Origin of the sequence: Sphingobium yanoikuyae, assembly GCF_013001025.1 — a bacterium.
Taxonomy (GTDB): Bacteria; Pseudomonadota; Alphaproteobacteria; order Sphingomonadales; family Sphingomonadaceae; genus Sphingobium; species Sphingobium yanoikuyae_A.
Map to the genome: position 1 here is coordinate 1965181 of NZ_CP053021.1, position 25144 is coordinate 1990324.

The 25144-nt window shown below is 65.5% G+C and carries 18 protein-coding genes; 2 read left to right on the forward strand and 16 right to left on the reverse strand.

What is annotated here, in order from left to right; genetic code table 11:
- Window positions 1-29 precede the first annotated feature (29 nt).
- From addA to HH800_RS09870, 9 genes are all read right to left on the reverse strand, one after another.
- The gene (addA, locus tag HH800_RS09830; RefSeq protein WP_169860935.1) at window positions 30-3440 is read right to left on the reverse strand and encodes a double-strand break repair helicase AddA; all 3411 of its coding nucleotides are present in this window, start codon (window positions 3438-3440) and stop codon (window positions 30-32) included.
- Window positions 3421-6399 carry a double-strand break repair protein AddB gene (addB, locus tag HH800_RS09835; RefSeq protein WP_169860936.1) on the reverse strand — a complete coding sequence of 993 codons (2979 nt, stop codon included), beginning with the start codon at window positions 6397-6399 and terminating at the stop codon, window positions 3421-3423. Before addB ends, addA begins: the two co-directional genes overlap by 20 nt.
- Entirely contained in the window at window positions 6392-7099 is a 708-nt protein-coding gene (locus HH800_RS09840) for a nucleotidyltransferase family protein (RefSeq protein WP_169860937.1), read from the reverse strand. Before HH800_RS09840 ends, addB begins: the two co-directional genes overlap by 8 nt.
- The gene (locus HH800_RS09845; protein WP_169860938.1) at window positions 7096-8082 is read right to left on the reverse strand and encodes an aminoglycoside phosphotransferase family protein; all 987 of its coding nucleotides are present in this window, start codon (window positions 8080-8082) and stop codon (window positions 7096-7098) included. The genes HH800_RS09840 and HH800_RS09845 overlap by 4 nt, the downstream gene beginning before the upstream one ends.
- A complete protein-coding gene (tsaE, locus tag HH800_RS09850; protein WP_419248226.1) occupies window positions 8079-8522 on the reverse strand; it encodes a tRNA (adenosine(37)-N6)-threonylcarbamoyltransferase complex ATPase subunit type 1 TsaE in 444 nt (147 codons plus the stop codon). The genes HH800_RS09845 and tsaE overlap by 4 nt, the downstream gene beginning before the upstream one ends.
- Before the next feature lie 7 nt (window positions 8523-8529).
- Window positions 8530-10878 (reverse strand): sensor histidine kinase, encoded by a 2349-nt coding sequence (locus HH800_RS09855; protein WP_169860940.1) that lies wholly within the window; start codon window positions 10876-10878, stop codon window positions 8530-8532.
- Between the two features lie 180 nt (window positions 10879-11058).
- A complete protein-coding gene (gene ahcY, locus HH800_RS09860) occupies window positions 11059-12477 on the reverse strand; it encodes an adenosylhomocysteinase (RefSeq protein ID WP_169860941.1) in 1419 nt (472 codons plus the stop codon).
- 119 nt (window positions 12478-12596) lie between these two features.
- Entirely contained in the window at window positions 12597-13202 is a 606-nt protein-coding gene (locus HH800_RS09865) for a hypothetical protein (RefSeq protein WP_169860942.1), read from the reverse strand.
- A 170-nt stretch (window positions 13203-13372) separates the two neighbouring features.
- Entirely contained in the window at window positions 13373-13933 is a 561-nt protein-coding gene (locus HH800_RS09870; protein WP_048937090.1) for a YqgE/AlgH family protein, read from the reverse strand.
- 144 nt (window positions 13934-14077) lie between these two features.
- Between HH800_RS09870 and HH800_RS09875 the strand changes: the two genes are divergently transcribed.
- Both HH800_RS09875 and HH800_RS09880 read left to right on the forward strand, forming a co-directional pair.
- Entirely contained in the window at window positions 14078-14560 is a 483-nt protein-coding gene (locus HH800_RS09875) for a peroxiredoxin (protein ID WP_169860943.1), read from the forward strand.
- 93 nt (window positions 14561-14653) lie between these two features.
- Window positions 14654-16108, forward strand: coding sequence for an AMP nucleosidase (locus HH800_RS09880; protein WP_010338771.1), 1455 nt, complete (start codon window positions 14654-14656; stop codon window positions 16106-16108).
- Between the two features lie 36 nt (window positions 16109-16144).
- Here the strand turns inward: HH800_RS09880 and HH800_RS09885 are convergent, their stop codons facing one another.
- The 7 genes from HH800_RS09885 to HH800_RS09915 all read right to left on the reverse strand — a co-directional run bounded on the left by HH800_RS09885 (window position 16145) and on the right by HH800_RS09915 (window position 25139).
- Complete coding sequence (locus tag HH800_RS09885; RefSeq protein ID WP_169860944.1) at window positions 16145-17293, reverse strand: sensor domain-containing diguanylate cyclase; 1149 nt, start codon at window positions 17291-17293, stop codon at window positions 16145-16147.
- A 31-nt stretch (window positions 17294-17324) separates the two neighbouring features.
- A complete protein-coding gene (locus HH800_RS09890; RefSeq protein WP_169860945.1) occupies window positions 17325-19148 on the reverse strand; it encodes a M2 family metallopeptidase in 1824 nt (607 codons plus the stop codon).
- A gap of 58 nt (window positions 19149-19206) precedes the next feature.
- A complete protein-coding gene (locus tag HH800_RS09895; protein WP_010338774.1) occupies window positions 19207-19968 on the reverse strand; it encodes an alpha/beta fold hydrolase in 762 nt (253 codons plus the stop codon).
- Entirely contained in the window at window positions 19965-20648 is a 684-nt protein-coding gene (locus HH800_RS09900) for a DUF2238 domain-containing protein (protein ID WP_169860946.1), read from the reverse strand. Before HH800_RS09900 ends, HH800_RS09895 begins: the two co-directional genes overlap by 4 nt.
- 8 nt (window positions 20649-20656) lie before the next feature.
- Entirely contained in the window at window positions 20657-21682 is a 1026-nt protein-coding gene (locus HH800_RS09905) for an aspartate-semialdehyde dehydrogenase (RefSeq protein WP_004207185.1), read from the reverse strand.
- A 157-nt stretch (window positions 21683-21839) separates the two neighbouring features.
- Complete coding sequence (locus HH800_RS09910; RefSeq protein ID WP_169860947.1) at window positions 21840-24059, reverse strand: S9 family peptidase; 2220 nt, start codon at window positions 24057-24059, stop codon at window positions 21840-21842.
- 51 nt (window positions 24060-24110) lie between these two features.
- Window positions 24111-25139 (reverse strand): alpha/beta hydrolase, encoded by a 1029-nt coding sequence (locus HH800_RS09915; protein WP_235682079.1) that lies wholly within the window; start codon window positions 25137-25139, stop codon window positions 24111-24113.
- Window positions 25140-25144: the final 5 nt, after the last annotated feature.

Consider the following 25144-nt stretch of genomic DNA (forward strand, 5'->3'; position numbering starts at 1 on the left):
TAGGATGGCTGCGCCCGTGGCTCAACGGGTCACAGCAGCAAATATTGCTGCGTGGGCGAAAAGCCCGGCTTGTAGGGCGCCAATTGCGCCGCCGGTAACGGGATGAGCCTCGCTGCGCTGGTATAGAGCAAAGCCGCCTCCACCCTGCGGCCGGGGAAGATCACTTCCAGCGCCGCGACATAGGCCGCCATCTGCCGGACATGGGCGACCGGCACCTCCTCCGCATCGCGCGGCGTCATCCGTCCGGTCTTGAAATCGACCAGTTGGACCCGGTCCGCCTCGACCCGCAGCCGGTCAACCGTGCCGGCAATCACCGCTTCGCCCACGACCGCGGCGATCGGCGCTTCGGCCAGCGCACCCGGCGCGAACAGGGCGGCGAAATGCGGATCCTCGATCACCCGCAGTGCATGATCGATCACATCCCGGCGCAGAGTGGCATCCCCTGCCCCCTGCTGTTCCAGCCAGCGCTCGGCGCCCTCGCGCCGTCGCTCGGCGGACAGGTCCGGCAGTCGCTGGAACAAAGCATGGAGCCAGCGTCCGCGCTCGGCCGCCTGGCGCATCGCGGCCGTCGGCGGCGGATTGGGCACGTCATCCTCGACCGGCGCGGAGGGGGCGAGCGGCCGGGGTGGACGCTGTTCCGCCGGCGCCTGCGCGCGCAACCAGTCCGGCTCGACCACCACGGGCTTGTCTTCGGCGCTTTCGGGCTGCGCGGCCTTGGGCGTCAGCACTTCGGTGCCGCGCCAGCGGCGGCGGGCACCCCAGAGCGGATCGGCTTCCCAGTCGCAGCCCATGTCGACCATCGCCGCATCGACCGCGCCATACCAGCTTTGCGGCTTGACCTCGCCCTTGGCTCTTGGCCCCAGCGAGCCGGCGACGATCAGTTTCTCCTCGGCACGGGTCAGGGCGACATAGAGAAGGCGCCAATGTTCCTCCCGCTCGATCGCGGCGGCATCGGCCACGACCTCGCCGATCGGCCCGATCCGTTCGCCCTTGCGCGGGGCCAGGATCGGCAGCCCGTTCCATTCGAGCGAATCCATGCGGTTACCTGCATCGGGATCGAGACAGGCATCGGCGAGAATGACGATCGGCGCCTGCAATCCCTTGGCGCCATGCACGGTCAGCAACCGCAGCGCATCGCCCTGCGCCGCCGCGTCGCGGACGATTTCGACTTCGCCGCGATCGAACCAGTCGATGAAGCGCTGGAGCGAGGGATGATCGTCCGCCTCGAAGTCGAGCGCGGCGTTCAGCAATTCCTCGATCGGGTCGGCCGCTTCCGCCCCCAGCCGCTCGATCAGCCGGCGACGGCCGTCCATCGGGCCGGACAGGATCGCCTCCAGATAGCGATAGGGGGTGGTGAAGTCCGCCTGCCCCAGCAATTGGCGCAGCGGCAGCAATTGCGCGTCGTCCAGCCGCTGGAGGAGATGGCGCCACAGGCCACCCTTGCGCCCGATGGCCCGCTCCATCAGTTCGTCCTGGGTCCAGCCGATCAGCGGCGACACCAGCAGGGCGGCGAGGTTCAGGTCATCGTCGGGCTGCGTGGCAAAGCGCAGCGCTGCCAGCAGGTCGCGGACCGCCAGTGGCGCGTTGAGGCGCAGGCGGTCGATCCCGGCCACCGCGACCTTTTCCTCGTAAAGCCGCGCGACGATCAGCCGCGCCAGCTCGCTGCGGCGGCGGACCAGGATCATGATGTCGCCGGGGCGGACCGGGCGCCCCCGCGCCTCCAGCATCATCTTGTCGTCGATCCATAGCCGGATCTGCCGCGCGATCTTGCCGGCCAATTCCCGTTCCTGATCGGCGACCCAATCCTCCTCGCCCTCGACCTCGTCGGCCAGGCCCGCGATCGTCGGCTTCCACAGTAGCACCTCGCCCGGATGGCGATTGGCGCTGATATGGCGCACCTCGCCGTCGGACAGGCCCAGCGATTGCGCCCGCAAGGTGGCGATCGTCCGGTCGACCAGATCCAGCACCGGCGGGGTCGAGCGGAAACTGCGGTCGAGCGACAGGTCGTGGAAGGCATGGCCGGCCATGTCGGCATGGCGGGCGAACACCATCTGCGCGGCGGCGAAGGCCTGCGGGCTGGTGCCCTGGAAACCGAAGATCGCCTGCTTGAAATCGCCCACGGTGAAGATGGTGCGGACCTTGTCGGCCTTGGCACCGTCCCCCGCAAAAAACTCGGCCGCCAGCGCGCCGACGATCGCCCATTGATGGACGTTGGTGTCCTGCGCTTCGTCGACCAGGATGTGATCGATCCGCTGGTCCAGCTTGTAGCGTATCCATTCGGCGATCCCCTCCTTCTGGAGCAGGGACGCCGTGCGCGCGATCAGGTCGTCGAAATCGACCGCACCGGCGAGCCGCTTGGCTTCGTCATAGGCGCGGGCATAGGCGCGCCCGGCATGTAGCGCGCGGGCCAGCAACGCGGCATAATCGGCCTGCAGCTTGACGCCGATCAGTTCGGCGCAACGGGCATGGAGGCGCGCGGTCGCTTCGCCATAGCCGTCGATCGGTGGCACCCAGCCCTTGGCGGAGATGAGGTCGCCATCCGCCTTGGCCCAGGCGCTGTGCAGGTCGGTCAGGGTCTCGGCACGCGCGGCGGGATCGCGGCCGCGCCAAGCGGCGATCCGGTCGCAGCGCTCCAGCGCCCGCCCCGTGCCCCAGTCCGCATTGGCCTGCGCCACCCAGGCAAGGCTGCGGATGTCGAACATGTCGTCGCTGCACTGGTCCGCCAGCCAGGCGTCGATATCGCCTTCGGGCAGGCCCAGTTCGCGCGCCAGCCAGGGACCGATATCGCCGGGTAGCTCTGCCAGCGCGGAAAGGCGCGCGGCACAGCGCAGCAGGAACGTCTCGGCCGCGCCCTCGCCCAGCCGCAGGCTCAAAGCCTGCAAGGCGTCGATCAGGTCGCCATCGCCCAGTTCCTCGGCGCGGATGACCATGTCGGCCAATGTCTGGCGGGCCAGCACACTCTGTTCGCGCGTGTCGAGCGGGCGGAATCCGGGGGCCAGGTCCGCTTCCAGCGGGAAGGACGCAAGCAATTGCTGGCAGAAACCATGGATGGTCTGGATGCGCAGGCCGCCGCCGGTCGATTCCAGCACTTCGGCGAACAGGCGGCGGGCGCGGTCGCGCGCCTCCGGTCCGCTTTCCTCGCCCAGCGCCTCCAGATCGTTGAACAGATCACGTTCCTCGGCCTGCACCCAGGTGGCGAGCCGATCATGGATGCGGTCGGCCATTTCCGCCGCGCCGGCCTTGGTAAAGGTCAGGCAGAGGATGTTTTCCGGCCGCACGCCCTGCAGCAGCAGGCGGAAGACACGCGCGGTCAGCACATGGGTCTTGCCGGTGCCGGCGGAGGCCGACAGCCAGACATGGGCGTCGGGCGCGGCGGCCAGCGCCTGCGCGCCGGCCAGCGGTTGCAAAGGGCTGGAGCCTTTAGCCATCGTCGCGCCCATACCATTCCTCCAGCCGCATCAGCTGGTCATAATCGCCATAATTGGCCACTTCCGGATTGACCTGCGCAGCGAAGGGCGCAGCACCGGTCAGCCAGGTTTCGGCCGCGTCGCGGAACTGGTCATAGACGAAGGCAGTGAAATCGGCGGTGACGATCTTGTCGCGCTTGCCCATCGGGTCGACCGGGCTCTCGCGATAGCCAAAGGCGTCACCCTTCTTGGCCAGCGACCAATATTCGAAACTGCCCGCCACCCGCGCACCGGCAACGCCCGGAAAGGCGCCATCGGCGGATTCAGCGATCAGTCCGAGCAGGCCGAGCTGCAGCGCATAGCCGCCGCGTACCTGTCGCGCGCTGGGCGGCTTGCCGGTCTTGTAGTCGACGATGCCGATGCTGCCGTCGGGCATGCGGTCGATCCGGTCGGCCTTGCCGGTCAGCAATACGCCGGCAATCTCTGCCTTCCCTTCCGTCTCCACCGCCAGGATATGGCGGCCCGCGGCCTGATCCTTCGCCACTTCGGCCGCGATCCAGCGGATCGCCTCGATCAGGCGCGGCTGCCACAGGGCCCGGAGCAGCGGATGGACATCGGGCCGGGCGAACATGGCGCGGGCGCGCGCCTCCAGATCGGCCGGATCGCGGCTGCCACCCTGCGCCCAATGCTCCAATATCTCATGCACGACCGTGCCGCGCCAGGCCGGTCCGGCATCGGCATCGACCGGATCGAGGCGATTGAGCTTCAGGATGCGTCGGGCATAGAAAGCGAAGGGATCGGCCTTCAGCCGGTCGACATCGGTGACCGGAATGCGGGTCGGCCGGGCGGCGAGCGGCGGCACCGGCGCGGGGCGGGCGGACGGCCGGTGGCTGGGTGGCAGGTCCAGCGCGTCGGCCAGCAGGCGATAGCGATCGGCCGTCTTCCATTGCGGCCCGGCCATCGCCTTCAGCCGCAGCCAGAAGCGCGAGGCGATCGCCGGGCCGCCGCTGCCGCGCCGGGCACGGGTGATGAGGACATGCGGGGCGCCGAGCGCGCTCGCAAAATCATGCGCGGCAAGGCCGATCCGGGTTTCGAGACCCGGCAGACCCAGTTCGCGGCGAATGCGCGGCGCCAGCCAGGGATCAGGCGACGGCAGGCCCGGCCAGCTGCCTTCGTTGAGGCCGCCCAGGATCATCAGGTCCGCCTGCACCAGCTGCGCTTCGACCAGACCCAATATGGCGATGCGCGGATGGCCGCCCTGTGGCGGGCGCACCGACACGCCGCCCAGCATATGGTCGAGCAGCGCCGGCAGCGATCGGATATCGGCCTGGCGCGGCCCTTCGGTCGCGGCGGCCTCCATCTCGGCGAACAGGTCGGCGGCGGCATGGCCCTGATGCCCGGCCCAGAGCGCGTCATTGGTCAGCGCCCCGGCCTGTTCGCGCACGGCCGCCAATTGCCCGGCCAGATCGGGCGCGAGCGCGAAGGCGGCCTCCAGCGGTTCGAGCAGATCGCGCGCCCAGGGCCACCAGGCGCGGGCCTGCGCACGTAGCTCCTTCTGCCGGTCCTCGCCCTCACGCGCTTCCAGCAGCAGGTCGATGCCGCGCAGCCCCGCCTGCGGCCGCGGCCCCCGCAGCAGCAGATCGAGCTGACGCACCCCCTCCAGCCAGGGCAGGCGCATTTCGCCGCGCATCACCAGCGGATGCTTGAGCAGGGTCAGCAGCGCGACCGGCGCAAAACGCTCGGCCGCGGCCTCCGCCATCGCGATCAGCAAGGTGCCGGGCGGCAGGCGAGAGAGCGGCTGACCGGCGGAGTCGTCGGCCTCTATGCCCCAGCGGCGCAGATGCGCGGAGACGCGCACCGCCAGCTGCCGATCCGGCGTCACCAGCGCGGCGGTCCGTTCGGGTGTTTCCAGCGCCTCGCGCAGCGCGATGGCGATGGCCTGCGCTTCCTCGCCCGGCGTCGCCACCTCCAGCGCTTCGACCCCGGCGAGCGAGCGGTCGGCGGTCTTGAGGTCGCGCCAACGACTGGTCAGGCGCGGCGGCAGCATCGCGTTGGAAATATTGCGGCCGCGCACGGCGCGAGCATCATGCTCGCTGCCCCAACGCCACTGGGCGACATCCTCGCGGCTCGCGCTCATCCGGTCGAGCAGGCGCTTGAGCGTATATTGGGGATGGGTCTCATGTCCCGCAGCGCTGCGGCCGGTGACGGGATCGGGCGGGAACGGACCGATCGCGGCCCAGGCGTCCTCGTCCAAATTCTGGTCGAGGTCGGCGAACACCACCTGTCCATTGGGCAGTTCGGCGATCCGCCGCAGCAGCCCGGCGATCGCCGGCGCGGCGGCGCTGATGCCGGCCGCGACAATGAACCCCGGTGGTGGCGCTTCGCTCCAGCGCGCTGCGACCCGGTCGAACAGCCGATTGCGCCGGTCGGCCAGGTCAATGAGGCCCAGCCGCGCTAGTTCTGCCGGCCAGCGGGCGATCAGGATGGAAAAGAGATCGAGCGATTTTTCCCAATGGCTCGAAAGCCCCTCGATCAGGTCGAGCTTCGACAGCGCATCGAGCGGCACCCGCTCCACCTGCATCTGGTCAAGCACAGCGCCGAGCGCCTGCCCCAGTTGCAGCGCCTGGCCAGCATCCGCCGCGCCGCCGGCATCCTGCACCATGCGCGCCAGGATCATCTGTCGTCGCATCGGCGGGATGGCCGCGGGAACGGCATCGCCCTCCCAAAGCGGATCGAGCGCGCCCCCCACTTCCTCGCCCAGTTCCGGATCGCCCAGCGCGACCAGACGGGGCAGCAGCAGGCCGCCCTCGGCCCGGCGGACAAAGGCGTCGCTCACGGCACGGACGGCGCGATTGCTGGGCAACAGGATCATGCCCTGCGCCAGGCGGACGGGATCGCTCCCCTGCTGCGCCAATATGCCGGCGACCAGCGCGTCGGCGAAGGCGCGGTGCGCCGGGATGGTGTACAGCGCCGGCTTGGCCCGGTCACCCATGGGCGATCATCGACTCCACGACGGGAATGGCCTGCGGCGTGCCCACGTCGAACCATAGCCCCTGATGGACCGCGCCATAGAGGCGTCCGGCCTCGATCGCGCGGTTCCAGAAGATGTTCGTCGAAAAGACATCCGCCGGCGGATCAACCAGCAGGCGGGGCGAAAGGATCTGTACGCCGGTGAAGACGAACGGCGCGACATGGGCGGTCTTGCGCCGCGTCAGGCGGCCATTGGCGTCCATATGGAAATCGCCCGGTCCGCTATGGCAATTGGCCCGCGCCAGCGGCACCAGCAGCAGCAGCGCGTCCATCCGTTCGGGATCCCATAGCCGCTGCATCATGCCCAGCGTCTCGGCCGGGCCGTCGATCCAGAGATTGTCGCTATTGGCGCAGATGAACGGCTTGTCGCCGAGCAGTGGCCTGGCGTGGATCAGCCCTCCGCCGGTTTCCAGGAGCTTGGCCCGCTCGTCGGAAATGCGGAAGTCCATGTCCTTGCGCGTTTTGAGATGCGCCTCGACCGTATCGGCGAGATAATGGACGTTGACGACCACGGTCTTGATGCCACCGGCCGCCAGGCGATCGAGCGCATGGTCCATCAGCGCCTTGCCGGCGACCTTCACCAGCGGCTTGGGACGGGTCGCCGTCAGCGGGCGCATCCGCTTGCCGAGTCCTGCTGCCATGAGCATGGCGGTATCGATCATGCCTGGGCAAACTCCGCGAGCGCATGATGGCGCTTGTCGGCAGGGATATTGGCGTCGAACCAGACCTTCACCGGCGCCAGCGCCGGATGGGCGAGATCGCGTTCCAGCAGCCCCCACATGCGCGGCAGGTAGGACAGATAGCGCGGCTTGTGGTCGCGCTTCCAAAGGCGGGTGAAGATGCCGATGATCTTCGCGTTGCGCTGGGCGCCCAGCACCGCATAGGCAGCGTCGAAATCGGCCGGCGGATTGGCGACCGCATGATAATGGGCCAGCATCGCCGCCTCCAGTTCCGGCGACACGTCGCGCCGGGCATCCTGCAGCAGCGACACGAGGTCATAGGCCGGATGGCCGGCCAGCGCGTCCTGGAAATCGAGCAGACCCAGGCCGCGCACTTCGGGCCGGTCGATCAACATGATATTTTCGGCATGATAGTCGCGCAGCACGGTGACGACAGGGCTTGCCGACTGTTCGGCGATCGGCAGCACCGCGTCCCAGGCCGCATGATAGGCTTCGGCATCGACGTCCAGCCCCAGCGCCGGGCAATACCATTCGGTCAGCAGCCCGACCTCGCGCTGATAGACCGCGCGGTCATAGGGCGGGACATCCGCTGCGGGCAGCTTGTGCAGGTCGGCCAGCAGATCGATCGCGCGGCGATAGACCGCCAGTTCGCCCGCCGGATCCTCCTCGACATGCTCCTTCAGGCGCTCGTCACCAAAATCCTCGATCAGGACGAGGCCCTGCGTCAGATCCTGCGCCAGGATTGCCGGCGCGGCAAAGCCCTGACCCAGCAGATGCTGAGCAATCGCGATGAACGGACGCGGATCTTCATGCGGCGGCGGCGCGTCCATCAGCACGGCACGGCGGCCGCCGTCGACCACGCGGAAATAACGACGGAAGGAGGCATCGCCGGCAAGCGGAACGATGGCGGCGCCATCCCAACCCGCCTGCGTGAGGAAAGCGGGGGCGGTTGCGGGGGGGATCATATCTGTGACCATCGGTCCGTCCAAGCGTCGGGCACGCGCGCTGTCAAGCGCCGTGCGCCATCCGGCTCGACCATGATGGTCAGAAACAGGGCGTGCGACCAGAGCCCATCGCCCAGCCTGTCGGGCCATTCGATGACTAGCAGGCTGTCCTGCAGATATTCGTCCAGCGCCAGCTCGGCCGCTTCCTCCGCATCGTCAAGCCGGTAGAGATCGACATGGGCGACCGGCAGGCGGACATCGGGAATGTCATAGGGCTGGACGATCGCGAAGCTGGGGCTGGGCGCCTCCCCCTCCAGACCAAGCCCTTCCAGCAGGCCCCGCGCCAGCGTCGTCTTGCCGGCGCCGAGGCCGCCTTCCAGCGCGATGACGTCACCGATGCGGACATGGCTCGCGAGCCGTCGGCCCAGATCGAGTTGGGCGCCCTCGCCCTCCAGGATCATATCCAGCTCAGCCACGGGGCAGCTCGATCACGACCATCGTTCCCTGACCCGGCTCCGATACCAGTTCGAACGTGCCGCCATGGGCCTGCGCCAACTGCTTGACGAGCGGCAGGCCAATCGTCGCGCGCGCGCCCTTGCGATTCTGCTCGGCACGGCTGATCGCATCGAAGATCGTGGCTTGCCGGGTGGCATCGATACCAGGGCCATTGTCCGACACGACCAGGCGGGCGAGATCGGGGCCGCCATCGCCATGCAGCAACACCCGTGCGCCGGAGCCGCAATAGCGCACCGCATTTTCCAGAAGATGATCGACCGCCTGACCGATCCGGCGCGCATCGCCCTGGATCACCCCCAGCGTATCCTGCAGGGTGACGGAAAGATCGATCCCCTTGGCCTTCGCCTCGGCGTCGATGCGCGCGACGCTGGCGCGCACCAGCGCCGCCAGATCGACCTCGCTGCGTTCAATCGGCAAAGTGCCGGCCTCGCCCTGGGTAAGGTCGAGCACATTGTCGATCAGCATCGACAGGCGCCCGGTGCTCTGCAGGATGCCGTTCACATATTCGACCGCGCTGTCGCTGAGTTCGCCTGCATAGCCCGCGCTCATCATCTCGGCAAAGCCGGCGATGGTCGTCAGCGGGGTGCGCAACTCATAGCTCATGTTGGTGACGAAGGCGGTTTTGACCTTGTCGGCCTGTTCCAGGGCCTCGTTGCGGTCGCGCAGCATCTGTTCGACCCGCCGGCTGTCGGTGACATCCAGCATAGTGAACAGCGCATTGCCATCCGGCAGCGGAATGGCGGCAAATTCGAAGATGCGCCCGTCGGCAAAGCCGACATGGCCGACACGCTGCTTGCGCTCCACCGTTGCCGCGCGGACCAGTTCGCGCACCAGATTGCTCTGCTGCGGCTTGGCAAGCCGGCTCTGCACGGCACGCATCAACTCATCGATACGGGGATGCTTGCCCAACGCCTCTTCGCTGATGTCCCAGATGGTGCGGAAACGGCTGTTCCACAGATGCAGGCGCCCATCCGACGAGAAGACGCCGATCGCCTCGAACAGATTGTCGAAGGTCGCCGTCCGCACCCGCAACAGCGTGTCGCGGGCGCTCGACAATTGCACCTGTTCGGTCCGGTCCTCGAAGATCAGCAACAGGCCACCGTCGGGCAGCGGCTGGGCATAGACGCGCAAATGCGTGCCATCGACCAGCAGCCAGTTTTCCTCCAGCGGATCAGGCGACAGGAACCAGTCCCGCCGTTCCGCGCGCCAGGCCGGGAAGTCACGATTTTCCGGCAGCCGGCGCGCATCGCGCATCTGATCGAGCACGCGCTCGAACAGCGGTGCATCCGTGAGCGCTTCCTGTTTCAGGCCGAACAGGCTGATGAAGGGCTGGTTCCAGAAACGCAGCGCCCGGTCGGGACCGAAGCGCGCAACACCGGCCGACAGCCGATCGAGCAGATCGCGCTGCGCCGCTTCCAGCCGACGATGCTCGACCCGCGCCTGTTCCAGTTCATGCTGGTCCATCGCGAAACCTGCGACCCCGGCCGCGCCCAGCGGCACGTCGACGACGCGCATCGTCCGCCGTTCGCCATCGATCGTTGCCGGAACGATACGGGCAAGCGAATTGCCTTCGTCGAGCGCCTGTGCCGCGGCGTCCTGCGGGCTGAAGCCGTTCACATTCTCGACCAGTTCGGTGCCGTTCATGATCACGTCATGGGCGCCGGCGCCATCGACAGCACGGACATAGGCGCTGTTGACCAGGCTCAGGCGCAGGTCGGGCGTGCGGTGCCACATCGGGAAGGGCGCGGCCTCGACCAGTCCGGCGAGCGCCTCCAGCGCCTCGCGCAATTGCCCGACGGTCGCGCTCAGCGCCTGGATTTCCGCCTGGCTGTCGGTCGCGTCGAAGATCCACAGCACGACGCCGCCATTGGCGGCCAGCGCCGGCCCGGCTGGCGCACCGCGAACCAGCAGCGTGCGCGACGAACCGCTGCCCCGGATCGGCAGCGAAAAACTCTTACCCGCTTTCTGTGCGGCGCCGATCTCGCGCCCCAGTGCAGCGGCATCGGCCGGCTCAAGCCCGCCATCGGGCGCCGTCAGTTCGGACACGAAGGTCGGCACGCGGTCCCGGCCCAGCCATTTGCCCAGCCGGTCGGCGGCCTCCATCCGGCCGTCGGGATGAATGATGACGGGCGCAGCCGGCGCCGACGCGAGCAGCGTCGTCAGCCGATCCAGCTTGCCCTGCGCCTGCATCCCTGCGCGGCGCATGCGCTGACCCGTGATCAGCGCCCATATCGCAGCCCCCAGCCAGCCGGCCATCACCGTGCCCAGCAACAAAGTGGCAAGCGGGCTCATAGACCCCATTGCGCCATTCCCATCCCGTTCGCGACCAGTTGTTTATCGTTCATACAGACCAATGGCCACGGGCCTAACGCAACTTGGCGCCGGCGGAAAGCGCCCAGATATGATGAATGCCCGGCACAGCATGGTCCGGGCATCGGATAAGGTAAAAGGGGGAGGATGGCCCTCCCACTTTTTCAATTTTTAGTAGCGGTAGTGGTCCGGCTTGAACGGGCCTTCGACCGGCACGCCGATATAGTCGGCCTGACGCTGGCTGAGCTGGGTCAGCTTCACGCCCAGCTTTTCCAGGTGCAGCGCGGCGACCTTCTCGTCCAGATGCTTGGGCAGGACATAGACGTCGTTGCCGTAGATCTCGCTCTTGGTCCACAGTTCGATCTGCGCCAGCGTCTGGTTGGTGAAGCTGGCCGACATCACGAAGCTCGGGTGGCCGGTGGCGTTGCCCAGGTTGACCAGGCGGCCCTTCGACAGGACGATGATCTTCTTGCCATCGGGGAACTCGACTTCGTCGACCTGCGGCTTGATCTCGGTCCACTTCATGTTGGCGAGGCCGGCGATTTCGATCTCGCTGTCGAAGTGACCGATGTTCGACACGATCGCCATATTCTTCATGGCGCGCATATGATCGACGGTCAGGACGCCTTCGTTGCCGGTCGCGGTGACGAAGATGTCGGCGCGCGGCGCGGCTTCTTCCATCGTCACGACTTCATAGCCTTCCATCGCGGCCTGCAGGGCGCAGATCGGATCGATTTCGGTCACGAGAACGCGGGCGCCGCCATTGCGCAGCGAGGCAGCAGAACCCTTGCCGACGTCGCCGAAACCGGCAACGCAGGCGACCTTGCCGGCCAGCATGACGTCGGTGCCGCGACGGATGGCGTCGACCAGCGATTCCTTGCAACCATAGAGGTTGTCGAACTTCGACTTGGTGACGCTGTCGTTCACGTTGATCGCGGGGAAAGGCAGCTTGCCCTTCTTCGACAGTTCATACAGACGATGCACGCCGGTGGTGGTTTCTTCCGACACGCCCTTGATCGACTGGACGGTCTTGGTCAGGAAGCCCGGACGCTCGGCCAGAACGCGCTTCAGCACGGCGCAGAAGATTTCCTCTTCCTCGTTCGACGGCGTGAACAGCTCTTCGCCAGCTTCGACGCGGGCGCCCCACAGGGCGAACATGGTGGCATCGCCGCCATCGTCGAGGATCAGGTTGCAGACGCCGCTGTCGTCATTGTGCCAGTCGAAGATGCGCTCGACATAGTCCCAATATTCCTGAAGGCTTTCACCCTTGACGGCGAAGACCGGCACGCCCGACGCGGCAATCGCGGCGGCGGCATGGTCCTGCGTCGAATAGATGTTGCAGGTCGCCCAGCGGACCTGCGCGCCCAGCGCGGTCAACGTCTCGATCAGCACGGCGGTCTGGATCGTCATGTGCAGCGAACCGGTGATGCGCGCGCCCTTGAGCGGCTGCGACGCACCGAATTCGGCGCGCAGAGCCATCAGGCCGGGCATTTCGGTTTCGGCGATCTCGATTTCCTTGCGACCAAAGGCGGCAAGGCCGATATCGGCGATCACATAATCCTGCGCCTTGTCAGCGGGTACGGTGGCCACGAGCCTGTCTCCATCATTAGAAATTGACCGGCCGCCGGCATAAGGAAGGCGGCGGCGATGGTCGGGCTTTACCAATCGCCGCCAAGCATGGCAACTCAATATAAAGTTTTCTTTATGTGTTAATTGACCGGACCCCGAACCTGTGCGGACGGCAGGCGCGCTGCCCCTTCGGCCATAGCGATGGATCGACCCGTCGAGCCGCCACTCACGCCTTCGTCGGCCAGCAGATCATTGGCGAGGGCGATCGCCATGTCGCACTGGGGCGCATCGATCCGCGGCGCGATGCCGGCAGATTCCGACAATTTCCAGATCGCAGCCCGATTGGCCGGAACCGCATTGGCCGCCGCCTGGATCGCCTGGAGATCCCGGCATTCCAGCCCGCCGGCACCCGCGCCATAGCTGTTCGCCAGCATGATCACATAATCATCATAGGCATCGAGGCCGCCCTCCAGCCCCGCAACATCCGCGAAGTGACTGCGCAGCGCGTCATTCACCTCGACCAGCGCCGCCCGCTTGTCGCGCACGAACTGGTTATAGGCCGGCAGGAAATCATAGGCACTCGTGTTGCAGCGAAGCGCCGACACCATCAGCATCATCTCGAAATTGCGGACCTGTGCCGCCTCGACATGATCCTTCTTCCAGCAGGTCGCCGCCGACGCCGGCGCGAGTGGCATCGCTGCGGCAAGCGCCGCACAGATAATCTTCTTCATGAAATAACCCCGCATATTCCCCAGAGACGGAGAATGAGCGGAACCGATTGCTGCAATCTATCGCGCTATGGTTAAGGCGAATTTACCCTAAACGGTTCAGTTACGATGCCAGAACAAGCGGCCAATGGCTGTTGTTGTTCTGTCCCTGAAACGGCCGGAAATCGACAGCGCAACGGATCAAAAAGTCAGGCCGACCCGCCGCCGCTCACCAGATGGGCCGAATCGACCCCCGCAGCGGCATAGGCGGCGCGCCATTTGCGGTGCGCAGGCGTGTCGAACAGTAGCGCCGCATCGCCCTCGGCCAGGAACCAGCTTTCGCCGGCCATTTCCCGTTCCAGCTGGCCTGCGCCCCAGCCCGCATAGCCCAGCGCGACAAGATAGCGGCTCGGGCCGCGTCCTTCGGCAATGGCCTTCAATATGTCGAGCGAGCCGGAAAGGCCCCAGTCCGGCCCGGACTGCACCATATCCTGCCCGGCCCAGTCGAGCGAATGCAGCACGAAGCCGCGCCGCGGCTCCACCGGTCCGCCTTTCAGGACGGGCTGGTCAGGAATGGCCGAAGCGTCGATATCGAAACTCTGGAGCAGATCGCGCAAGCCGACCCCCTCGACCTCCTCGCTCAGGGAAATACCCAGCGCTCCATCCTCGTCATGCACGCACAGCGCAATCACGGAATGGTCGAAGCGCTCATCCTCCATGCCCGGCAATGCCAGAAGGAAGCGGCCGCCAAAAAAGCGCGGATCGGTCATGCCAGCGAATATAGGCACAATCGCGACGATGCCAATCGGCGACCGTCGCGACAAAGGGGCATCGTGCCATATTCCGCGCCCGCACCCTTGACAGCGAAGGCGCGAGCAACGAACTCCGCGACGCCACAGGCCAGGAGACAAGATATGACCATCGCCAAGGGTGACCGCCTTCCCAGCACGACCTTCACGAAGATGACCGAAAACGGCCCCGAACAGGTTGTTTCGGATGATTATTTCGCGAGCCGCACCGTCGCCCTCTTCTCGGTGCCCGGCGCCTTCACGCCGACCTGCTCGGCCAAGCACCTGCCCGGCTTCATCGAAAAGGCCGAGGCCCTCAAGGGCAAGGGCGTCGATGAAATCGCCTGCACCGCCGTCAACGACGCCTTCGTCATGGGCGCATGGGGCAAGTCGGCCGGCGCCGATGACAAGGTGACCATGCTGGCAGACGGCAATGGCAGCTTCGCGCAGGCCGTGGGCCTGACCATGGACGGCAGCAAGTTCGGCCTTGGCGAGCGCGGCCAGCGCTTCTCGATGATCGTCAAGGACGGTGTCGTCGAGGAACTGAACGTCGAAGCACCGGGCGACTTCAAGGTCTCCTCGGCTGACTTCATGCTCGAACAGCTCTGAATTTTCCGGTCGCGCGCCCGGCCGGATCGGTCGGGCGCGCGATTGTTTCGCTGGCATCTTCCTTCCGTCACACAAGTGCGGTAGCAAGAGGTGATGACACAGAGCATCGGCACAGCGATCGTCGCGCAACTCGACGCCATCTATCAGACATCCATCGAAAATCTGCGGGAGGCCATGCGTGCCTATGCCCGCGACGGCAGCATCCCGCCGCCCGAGGCGCGGGCCGACCGGCGCTTCTGCTATCCCGAACTGCGGGTCACCTATCAGGATGACAGCCAGGCGCCACCGCCGGGCCGCTCCTTCGCGCGCCTGTCGAAGCCCGGTCGCTATGTGACCACGGTCACCCGGCCCGCCATGTTCGCCGATTATCTCGCCGAACAGATCGACCTTCTGGTCCGCGACTATGGTGTGGAGGTCGAAACAGGCCTGTCGGATCAGCAGATCCCCTTCCCCTATGTCCTCGACGGGCTCGACATCAATGCGCTCGACGGCACGCCGCCGACCGAGTTGGCGCGCCACTTCCCGGCAACGGAACTGGCCGAGATCGGCGACGAGATCGCCGACGGACTGTTCACGCCCGATGCCGAAGGGGACCGCCCGCTCGCCCTGTTCGACGGGCTGCGCACCGATTTCTCGCTGGCGCGCCTGAAGCACTATACCGGTACCCCGGCCGAGCATGTGCAGCGCTATATCCTGTTCACCAACTATCATCGCTATGTCGACGAGTTCGTGGACTGGGCGTGCAAGGAACTGCAGCGTCCTGACAGCCGCTTCACCGCGCTATCCGGTGCCGGCGGCGTCTTCGTGACGCCTGAAACGGCGGACCCGGCCCAGATGATCGCCGACAGCGCTTGGCGCAAGCATCAGATGCCGGCCTATCATCTGATCGCACCGGATCGCAGTGGCATCACCCTTGTCAACATCGGTGTCGGTCCATCCAACGCCAAGACCATCTGCGACCATCTGGCGGTGGTGCGTCCCGAAGCCTGGCTGATGATCGGCCATTGCGGCGGCTTGCGACCCAGCCAGCGGATCGGCGACTATGTGCTGGCCCACGCCTATCTGCGCGACGACCATGTGCTGGACGAGATGCTACCGCCGGAAATCCCGGTGCCGGCGATCGCCGAGGTCCAAGTCGCAATGGCGAGCGCCGCCGAAGCGATATTGGGCGGCGGCAATCCGGAGGATTTCAAGCGCCGCCTGCGCACCGGCACGGTCGTCACCACCGACGATCGCAACTGGGAATTGCGCTATTCCAGCTCCGCCCTGCGCTTCAGCCTGTCGCGCGCGGTCGGCATCGACATGGAATCCGCGACGATTGCGGCGCAAGGTTATCGCTTCCGCGTTCCCTATGGCACGTTGCTCTGCGTGTCGGACAAGCCGATCCATGGCGAACTGAAGCTGCCCGGCCAGGCCAACCGTTTCTATGAGGAAGCCATTGCCGGCCATCTGCGCGTCGGACTGATGGCCTGCGAACTGTTGCGCCAGGAAGGCCCCAAGCTGCACAGCCGTAAGCTGCGTGCCTTCAACGAGCCCCCCTTCCGGTAAGGCCGGAATGTCCGCGCTGTCGCCCGATCCGACGGATCAGGCGGCGGCGCGGGATACCGTGACCCGGTTCTTGCCCTCTCGCTTCGCGGCATAAAGCGCCGCATCCGCTCGCGCGACCAGGTCGTCCAGTTCCCGATCATCCGGTCGCAAATCGGTAACGCCAAAGCTCGCCCGCAGCAGCGCCTGGGGCGCCTCACCAAGGCGCAGGCAGCTGATTTCCGCCCGCACGCGCTCCATCGCATCGGCCGCGACTTCCGCGCCGGTGTCGACCATCAGCAGGCCGAACTCGTCGCCACCCAGGCGGCCAACCACATCACCGCGCCGCACCGCATTGGTCAGCAAATGAGCAAAGCCGCGCAGTGCTGCGTCGCCCGCCATATGACCATAGCCGTCATTCAGCCCCTTGAAGCCATCCAGATCGCAAATGACCAGCGCAACCGGTCGCCCCTGCCGTCGGGCGTTGGCGATCGCCCGTTCGGCCGCTTCTTCGATACCGCGACGATTGAGGACGTTGGTCAGCGGGTCATGCATCATTTGCTGCCGAAGCTGCTGGGCCAGGTCCCCAGCCACCACCAGCACGGCCGTGACCGCCGTGCCGACATAGACGGTCGGCATGAACAGCCCCAGGATCGCGCGATAGAGTTCCTTGCCCTCCTCCGGGCCGCGGATCAGGGCTGCCGATGTGGCCAGCGCCAGCTGGCCCAGGGCAAAGGCGAGCAGCGCGGCAAAGAAGGCCAGCTCGGGCGGCGTGAAGGACCGATTGCGCGGCCAGAGCGACAGCGCACTGACCGCCATGAGCAGACCGACATAGGCGGGAATGATCATCCCCTGCATGATCTGACTGCCCACCGGCCCGATCGCAATCGCCATCGCCAGGCTCACCAGGACAGCCGGGACGGCAAAGGCAAGCAATTGCAAGGGGCGGCCCGACCGCTGACGGATGCCGATCGCCAGTAGCGACGCGCTGACAATGAGGCCGATGCCGGTCAGGATGAACAGCCAGCGGCTGTGCAGGAAATAGCCACCTGCATTGGCGATCCATTGGAGGATGGCGACCGCATAGGATGCGGTCCAGGTCAGCACATGCCTCTGGCGGCCGAAATGCAGCCATGAAACACCCATGGCGATGGTCATCACCAGGGCAGTACCGAAAAGCAGGGAAAGAATAACGGCCGGCGCGCTCATGCGCCGGCCATTTACCAATTTTTACGGCGACTTACCAGCCGCAGGACTTGCCCTTATTCTGCGTCTTCAACCATGTCTGAAGCGGCGCGAAATAATTGACCAGCGCCTTGCCCGACATCTCGCGGCTGCCGGTGAAGGCCTGCAGCGCATCGGGCCAGGGCTTGGATGCACCCATCTTCAACATGGCATCAAGTTTCTCGCCTACCGCCTTGTTTCCATAAAAGGAACAGCGATGGAGCGGTCCCTTCCAGCCGGACTGACGGCAGGCCGCCTCATAGAATTGGAATTGCAGCACGCGCGCCAGGAAATAACGGGTGTAGGGCGTGTTGCCGGGGATATGGAATTTCGCGCCGGCATCGAACTTCGTCTCGTCACGGGACACCGGCGGAACGATGCCCTGATACTGACGGCGCAGGTCGGTCCAGGCCGACTCATATTTGGAATCCGGGATCGATCCGTCGAACACGCCCCAGCGCCATTTGTCGATAAGCAGGCCGAACGGAAGGAAGGCGACCTTGTCCATCGCCTGGCGCAGCAGCAGACCCAGATCCTTGTCGGTGCCCGGCACCTTGGCCGGATCGAGCAGGCCGATCTTCACCAGATAGTCGGGCGTGATCGACAGCGCGATGAAATCGCCGATCGCCTCATGAAAGCCGTCATTGGCGCCGTCGAGATAGAGCGGCTTCTGGATATTATAGGCGCGCTGGTAATAATTATGGCCCAGCTCATGATGGATGGTGACGAAATCGTCGCCATTCACCTTGGTACACATCTTGATCCGGATATCGTCCTTGTTATCCAGATCCCAGGCGGAGGCGTGGCAGATCACTTCGCGGTCGCGCGGCTTGGTAATCTGTGAGCGATCCCAGAAAGTCTGGGGCAGCGGCGCGAAGCCGAGCGAGCTGTAGAAGCCCTCCCCCGTCTTCACCATCTTGATGGGATCGTAATTCTTGGCCGTCAGCAGGTCGGTGACGTCATAGCCGAGGTCACCGGCACCGGCGGGCGCGACGATGTCATAGATATTGCCCCATTCCTGTGCCCACATATTGCCGAGCAGGTCCGCGCGGATCGGCCCGGTCTTGGACTGGACCGCATCGCCATATTTCTCGTTGAGCTTGGTACGCGTGTAGCAGTGCAGGTCATCGTAGAGCGGCTTCACCTCGGCCCAGATCTTGTCGGTCAGCTTGGCGAAGTCATCGGCCGGCATGTCATATTTCGACCGCCACATCGCGCCGGTGTCGGCAAAGCCCAGTTCCTTGGCACCCTGGTTGGCGATCGTAACCAGCTTGGCATAGTCGCCGCGCATCGGCGCGCCGACATTGTCGTGCCAGCTGACCCACATTTCCTTGAGCTCGTCCGGATTGCGGTCCGTACCCATCTTCTCTTCAATGTCGCTGCCGTTGATCGGCTGGCCGTTCAGCGTGCCCTTGCCCTTACCATAGGTGGACTGCAGCTTGGTCGCGAGATCGTTCAGCTCCTGCGAGGCCCCCGGCGTGGTCGGCGCGGGCAGGGTCAGCGCCGTGCGCAGCAACGTCAGGCGACGCTTGGTTTCCTCGGTCAGGCCCGGCGCGGTCGCGAACTTTGCCGCCTCCAGCGCATAATCGACCCGCATCGTCGTATCGATCGCGCCGAAATAGGAAGCGAGCGCGTCGGTGTCGTCGGTGATGTAGGTCGCGTTGATCCAGGCGGCGCGGCTGCTGATCAGCGACTGATCGAACAGCGCCTTCTCCGCCTTGGTCAGGAAGGCTTCCGCCTCGGCAGCGGTCGCCTGCTGCGCGGTCGGCGCCTGCTGCGCCAGCACCGGCGATGCAACAAGGGCAGCCGCAAGCGCGGCGATCGAAATGGCGATTTTCATGGAACTTGGCCCCTCAGGTCTTCTTATGGGGCCAAGGTGGATTAGGCGGACGAGACAGTCAAGCGGTCAGGAAATCGACCATCGCCTGGCCCAGCTCCTTGCGGGTCACGGCGTTCATATGATTGCCCGGAATCTCGACATAGCGGCCGTTCGGCAGCGCATCGACCAGTTCCTGCGCGATGCCGTTGTCCTGATCGTCGGCGCCGCAGATCACCTCGGTCGGCTGCTGGAAGCCGGCAATGGTCGCCTCGTCGGTATCGACGAAGGTATTGAGGATATGCAGCATCGCCACCGGGTCGCCCTTGGTAGTCTTGAGGAACGCCTCCGTCATCCATTCCGACGTGCCGCGCTCGAACGTGCCGAGATTGGTCAGCACCTTCTTGTAATAACCACCCTTGTCGAGCGTCTTGGTCAGCCCGCGCAGGCCCATGCCGGCCAGGATCACCCGACGCGGCGTCGCGCCGCGCGCCAGCATCCGCACGGTCGTGCGCGCGCCCAGCGAATAGCCGCCGAGGTCATAGTCGGTGAGGCCCATCTGCTCGACTAGCGCCAGATTGTCGTCGGTCAGCGCATCGGCCGGATAGGCGGCAGCGTCATGCGGCTTGCCGCTTTCGCCATGACCGCGCAGGTCCGGCATGATCAGGCGGAAACCCGCCTCCACCAGCTTGGCGGCATGACCATAGCGGATCCAGTTGGTCCAGGCGTTGGAGAAATAGCCGTGGATCAGCACCAAATCGCGTCCCTGTCCCACGACATGCACCGCGATCGGCAGGCCGCCCAGGCCCTTGATATCATGGCGTTCGATCTGGAGGTCGGTCATTGCGCTGGTCCTTCGGGGCTTGGGGTCTCGCCGATAGGATCTCCGCCGCGCCCGCGCAAGAGCGCGATCAGGGCAAGGGCGCTGCCGATCTGGGCGGCGGCCATGTCCTTCTGCGGATCCCACACATCGCCCTGCTGGCCATTATAATAATCCGCCGTCTCGCCGGCGGCGATCACCGTCAGCAGCCATTCGAATATCTCGTAAAGCGCGCTGCCGAGGCCGATCGCGGCAAAGGCGAAGGCGAGGCTCCAGCCATGGCATAGGCCGCCCTTGCGTCGCGCAATCTCCGCCACCGGTGCGGTCAGCAATGCCCCAAAGGCGAAATGGACGAGCCGGTCATAAGCATTGCGCTGCAGCCCGAGGAGGCTGGAAATATCATGACCGCTGAGCATCCGCGCCCAATCGTCATAGGGCACATAGGAATAGATCCAGCGCGCGCCGCAGGTGTGGAGCAGCAGGAACAGGCAGATGCAGCCGACCGATCCGGTCGAGAGCGGCCAGCGCCACAGCAGCCAGGGCGTGGCAAACGTCAGCAGCAACGTCGGCCCATGCTGCAACGGGGCAAGGTCGGGAAAGGGCTGCGCGACATTGGCCAGCCCGATCGCCACCAGCAAGGCGGCGATCATCCGGCGCTGCGCGACAGGAAGAGCCTTCCACGTCGCGACAGCGCCGGCGATCATGTGCAGGCTCAGCCCTTCTTGAGGTGGCGACGGCCCAGCAGTTCGGCGATCTGCACTGCGTTCAGCGCCGCGCCCTTGCGCAGATTGTCGCTGACGCACCACAGGTTGATGCCGTTCTCGATGGTCGAATCCTCACGCACGCGGCTGATGAAGGTCGCGAAATCGCCGACGCATTCGATCGGCGTGATGTAGCCACCGTCCTCGCGCTTATCGACCAGCATGATGCCCGGCGCTTCGCGCAGGATGTCCTGCGCTTCCTTGGCCGAGATCTCATTCTCGAACTCGATGTTGATCGCTTCGCTATGGCCGACGAACACCGGCACGCGCACGCAAGTCGCGGTCAGCTTGATCTTGGGATCAAGGATCTTCTTGGTTTCGGCAACCATCTTCCATTCTTCCTTGGTCGAACCATCGTCCAGGAAGACGTCGATGTGCGGGATCACGTTGAAGGCGATCTGCTTGGTGAACTTCTTCGGCTCGGCCGGATCACCGACGAAGATGTTGCGCGACTGCTCGAACAGCTCGTCCATGCCTTCCTTGCCGGCGCCCGACACCGACTGGTAGGTGGCGACGACGACGCGCTTGATCTTGGCGGCGTCATGCAGCGGCTTGAGCGCCACGACCATCTGCGCGGTCGAGCAGTTGGGGTTGGCGATGATGTTCTTCTTCACATAGCCATCGATCGCGTCCGGGTTCACTTCGGGCACGATCAGCGGCACGTCCGGGTCCATGCGATAGAGCGACGAATTGTCGATCACGACGCAGCCGGCCGCAGCCGCCTTGGGCGCATATTCGGCGGTCGGGCCGGAGCCGGCCGCGAACAGGGCAATGTCCCAGCCGGTGAAATCGAAATGTTCAATATTTTTGCATTTGAGTGTCTTGCCGGTGTCACCGAAATCAATTTCGGTGCCCTGCGACCGGGGCGATGCAACCGCCGCGATCTCGTCAATCGGGAATTCGCGTTCGGCGAGAATGGTCAGCATCTCGCGGCCCACATTACCGGTGGCACCAACGACGACGACCTTATAACCCATGACTTAACACTCCACTCCATGCAGTATTGCGGGGTGGCGCATAGCGCAGTGGCGCGATTTGTCCAGATAGAAGGGCTATTGCCAACGATAGTCACGGGGTGGGAGGTGGCGTCAGCACGGCCGACACCACCTCTCCCTTACTCCTCACGCCCGGCCTTCACTTGGCCGGATCGACACCCTGATCGCGCAGGAAATTCTCGATCGTGGTCCAGAGGTGAACGCTGATCTTGGGACCGCCGACGCGGTGCGTCTGCCCCGGATAGACCATCAGTTCGAACGGCACGGCCGCCCCCTGCATCTTGGCCATCAGCGCGGTGGAATTGTCGAACACGACATTGTCGTCAGACATGCCGTGGATCAGCAGCAGCGGATCCTTGATCTTCACCGCATCATCGACCGCGTCGGAGCCCGGATAGGCGCTCGCCTTGTCCTGCGGCTGGCCCAGATAACGTTCGGTATAATGAGTGTCGTAAAACTCCCATTTCGTCACCGGCGCGCCCGAGACGATCGCGGCGAAGGTGCCCGGCGCCTTTTCCGCCAGCTTGAGCGACATATAGCCGCCATAGGACCAGCCATAGGTAGCAATCCGCTCGGGATCGACGAAGGGCTGGGCCTTCAGCCATTCGACGCCCTTCAACTGATCGTCGACCTCGACCGTGCCCATGGCGCGATGGATCTGGTCCTCGAATGCCTTGCCGCGATCGGGCGTGCCGCGATTGTCGATCGAGAAGACGATCCAGCCCCGGTCGACCAGATATTGGTTGAGCGCGCCGCTCCAGGTGTTGGTCACCTGGCGCCCAGCACCCGGACCGCCATAATGGATCATGAAGACGGGATAGCGCTTGCCCGGCTGCATCGGCGGGGTCAGCATCTTGGTGTAGAGGGTGCTGCCATCGGCCGCCTTGACGGTGCCGAACACGGTCCTGGCATGGCTCGCCAGATAGGGCGCATAGGGATGATCGCCCTTCAGCGCATTTTCCGAAATCCACTGCAGCTGCTTGCCGCTGCTATCAGCCAGATAGACCTGCTTGGGCTGGTCGGCATTCTGGCGCGAGACGACGATCCGGCTCGCCGCACCATCCATCACCGCATCGTTCCACCAGCTCTTGGCGGTCAGCGCCTTCAGCGGACCGGCCTTGGCTAGCGACGTGACATAAAGCTGCTGCTCCAGCGGCGTCTCGCGATTGCCGGTGAAATAGACCAGGCCCTTGTCCTCATCCACGCCGACAATATCGCGTACTTCCCATTCGCCGCTGGTCAGCGCGGTCCATTTGCCGTTCCGGACGTGATAGAGATGGCCATGGCCGGTCTTTTCCGACCACCACAGGAAGCTGCCGTCGCTCAGCGGCGTGAAATTATTGCTGAGGTTGATCCAGCTTTTCGACGTTTCGGTGAGGACGATCTTGGCCTTGCCGGTCGTCGGATCGACCGCAAGCAGGTCGAGGCGCTGCTGGTCCCGGCTTTCGCGCTGGACATAGAGGGTCTTGCCATCCTTCGACCAGTCGACGCGGGCGAGATAGACATTCTTGTCCGCGCCGAGGTCGACCTGGACCTGGCCGGAGCCGTCCGCGTTCATGACGAACAGGTCGACGATGGCGTTGGGCGTGCCGGCTGCGGGATAGCGCTGCTGATAGACCTTGGTCCCCTCGCCGCCGATCGCGGTGCGGGTGACGATGCCGACCGGGCTTTCATCGACCCGCGCCACGGCGATCTGTGCATCGGTAGGCGACCACCAATAGCCGGTGCGTCGGTCCATTTCCTCCTGCGCCACGAACTCCGATACGCCCCAGCTGAGCGTCTCGCTCGCGCCCTGGGTCAGTTGCTTCTCGCGGCCATTCATCGGCTGCACGAACAGGTTGCCGCCCCGCACGAACGACACGAAGCCGCCCTTTGGGCTGACCACGCCATTGAGCTCGCCGTCCGGCGTGTCGGTGAGGCGGGTGACCTTGCCGTCAAGCGCGGCGAGATAGAGATCGCCATCGACCGGCACCAGGATGGTCTTGCCATCGGGCGACCAGTCATAGCTGGTGATGCCGGTGCTGCCGGCGACCGAGCGGTCGCGCTCGCGCTGCATCTTTTCCGCTTCGCTCAGTTCCGCGCCGCTGCCGGTCTTCTTCGAATCAACCAGCATGCGCTCGGCGCCGGTCGCGGTGTCGATCGCCCACAGGTCGAGCCGCTCCTTCTCGTCAGCGCGCGGCTTGAGCAAGGTTACCAGCTTGCCGTCGGGCGAGAGCTTGAGCGCACGCGGCTGCGGGCCGGCAAGGTCGGGGCTTGCGAACACACGCTCCAGCGTCAGCTTTTCCTGCGCTTGCGCGGCGGTGACGGGAAGCAGCAGCAAGGCGCCCAACGCAGCGCCGGCCTTCAGATATGGGGACATGCTCATCCTTTCCGGGCAGCGCCCGATCGGGCGCCACAATATCGGCCGGGCTTAGCGCGATGCGACGGAAAAGATCAATCGGTTGGAAGAATATGTCCTCCTGCCACGCCCCCCCCCAACACTCAGACCAGCCCGCTCCGCACCTGCCATTTGCGCGCGATTGTCGGCCAGTCGGCAAAGGGCTGGGCCGGATCGCCGCGCAGGCCGACGCCATGGCTGCCCTCGTCGAACAGATGCATGTCGATCGCCCCCCTGCGCGGCCCGCACCGCCCCGAACAGGGTCAGCGACTGGTCTACCGGCACGGTGCGGTCATGGACCGAATGGAACAGGATCATCGGCGGCGTGGTCGACGCCACGATCTTGTCCAGCGAATAGGCAGCTATTTGCGCTTCAGTCGGATCGTCGCCGATCAGCGACCTTCGGCTCCCGCCATTGGTGGCGCCGGCCATCGTCACTACCGGATAGAGCAGGATTGCCCCGTCCGGCCGGGCCGACAGATGGTCCGCACTTTCCGCCATCGGATAGATGCGGTCATTGGGCCGCATGCACAGGCTCCCGGCCAGATGACCGCCGGCGGAGCCCCCCAGCACCAGCACCCTCTGCGGATCGACGGTCCAGCCGCCGCTGCGCCCGGCCCGGATCAGCCGCATCGCCCGCTGCGCATCCTGTAGAGCGACATCGGCGCCCGCCGCCCAGCGATCGGCCGGCAGGCGATAGCGCAGGACGAAGGCATGGATGCCCATGTCGGCCATCCAGCGCGCACATTCATAGCCTTCCCGATCAATGCCGACCCGCGAATAGCCGCCGCCAGGAATGATCAGCACTGCCGCGCCCGTGGGCTTGGCCGCCGCGAACCAGGACAGGGTCGGCCGCGTCACATGGATGCCGACGCGGTAGCGATAGCCCAGCGTGTCAATCTGGTCGTCCACCACTTCGGTGACGGCCGGCATCTTGCCGCCCGGCACGCCGTCGGGCCAGAGCGGGATGATCTGGGTCGGCTCGTCGGTGGCCGCGGAAAAGCGGCCGAACAGCGGTGAACTTGCCACCGCCGCCAGAAATTCGCGTCGACTGCCGATCATCCCGT

Excerpts from the sequence above, each read along its gene's own strand:
- addA (WP_169860935.1), bottom strand. The coding sequence starts at position 3,440 with ATGGGCGCGACGATGGCTAAAGGCTCCAGCCCTTTGCAACCGCTGGCC.
- addB (WP_169860936.1), bottom strand. The coding sequence starts at position 6,399 with ATGGGTGACCGGGCCAAGCCGGCGCTGTACACCATCCCGGCGCACCGC.
- HH800_RS09840 (WP_169860937.1), bottom strand. The coding sequence starts at position 7,099 with ATGATCGATACCGCCATGCTCATGGCAGCAGGACTCGGCAAGCGGATG.
- HH800_RS09845 (WP_169860938.1), bottom strand. The coding sequence starts at position 8,082 with ATGATCCCCCCCGCAACCGCCCCCGCTTTCCTCACGCAGGCGGGTTGG.
- tsaE (WP_419248226.1), bottom strand. The coding sequence starts at position 8,522 with ATGATCCTGGAGGGCGAGGGCGCCCAACTCGATCTGGGCCGACGGCTC.
- HH800_RS09855 (WP_169860940.1), bottom strand. The coding sequence starts at position 10,878 with ATGGGGTCTATGAGCCCGCTTGCCACTTTGTTGCTGGGCACGGTGATG.
- HH800_RS09865 (WP_169860942.1), bottom strand. The coding sequence starts at position 13,202 with ATGCGGGGTTATTTCATGAAGAAGATTATCTGTGCGGCGCTTGCCGCA.
- HH800_RS09870 (WP_048937090.1), bottom strand. The coding sequence starts at position 13,933 with ATGACCGATCCGCGCTTTTTTGGCGGCCGCTTCCTTCTGGCATTGCCG.
- HH800_RS09875 (WP_169860943.1), top strand. The coding sequence starts at position 14,078 with ATGACCATCGCCAAGGGTGACCGCCTTCCCAGCACGACCTTCACGAAG.
- HH800_RS09880 (WP_010338771.1), top strand. The coding sequence starts at position 14,654 with ATGACACAGAGCATCGGCACAGCGATCGTCGCGCAACTCGACGCCATC.
- HH800_RS09885 (WP_169860944.1), bottom strand. The coding sequence starts at position 17,293 with ATGAGCGCGCCGGCCGTTATTCTTTCCCTGCTTTTCGGTACTGCCCTG.
- HH800_RS09890 (WP_169860945.1), bottom strand. The coding sequence starts at position 19,148 with ATGAAAATCGCCATTTCGATCGCCGCGCTTGCGGCTGCCCTTGTTGCA.
- HH800_RS09895 (WP_010338774.1), bottom strand. The coding sequence starts at position 19,968 with ATGACCGACCTCCAGATCGAACGCCATGATATCAAGGGCCTGGGCGGC.
- HH800_RS09900 (WP_169860946.1), bottom strand. The coding sequence starts at position 20,648 with ATGATCGCCGGCGCTGTCGCGACGTGGAAGGCTCTTCCTGTCGCGCAG.
- HH800_RS09905 (WP_004207185.1), bottom strand. The coding sequence starts at position 21,682 with ATGGGTTATAAGGTCGTCGTCGTTGGTGCCACCGGTAATGTGGGCCGC.
- HH800_RS09910 (WP_169860947.1), bottom strand. The coding sequence starts at position 24,059 with ATGTCCCCATATCTGAAGGCCGGCGCTGCGTTGGGCGCCTTGCTGCTG.
- HH800_RS09915 (WP_235682079.1), bottom strand. The coding sequence starts at position 25,139 with ATGATCGGCAGTCGACGCGAATTTCTGGCGGCGGTGGCAAGTTCACCG.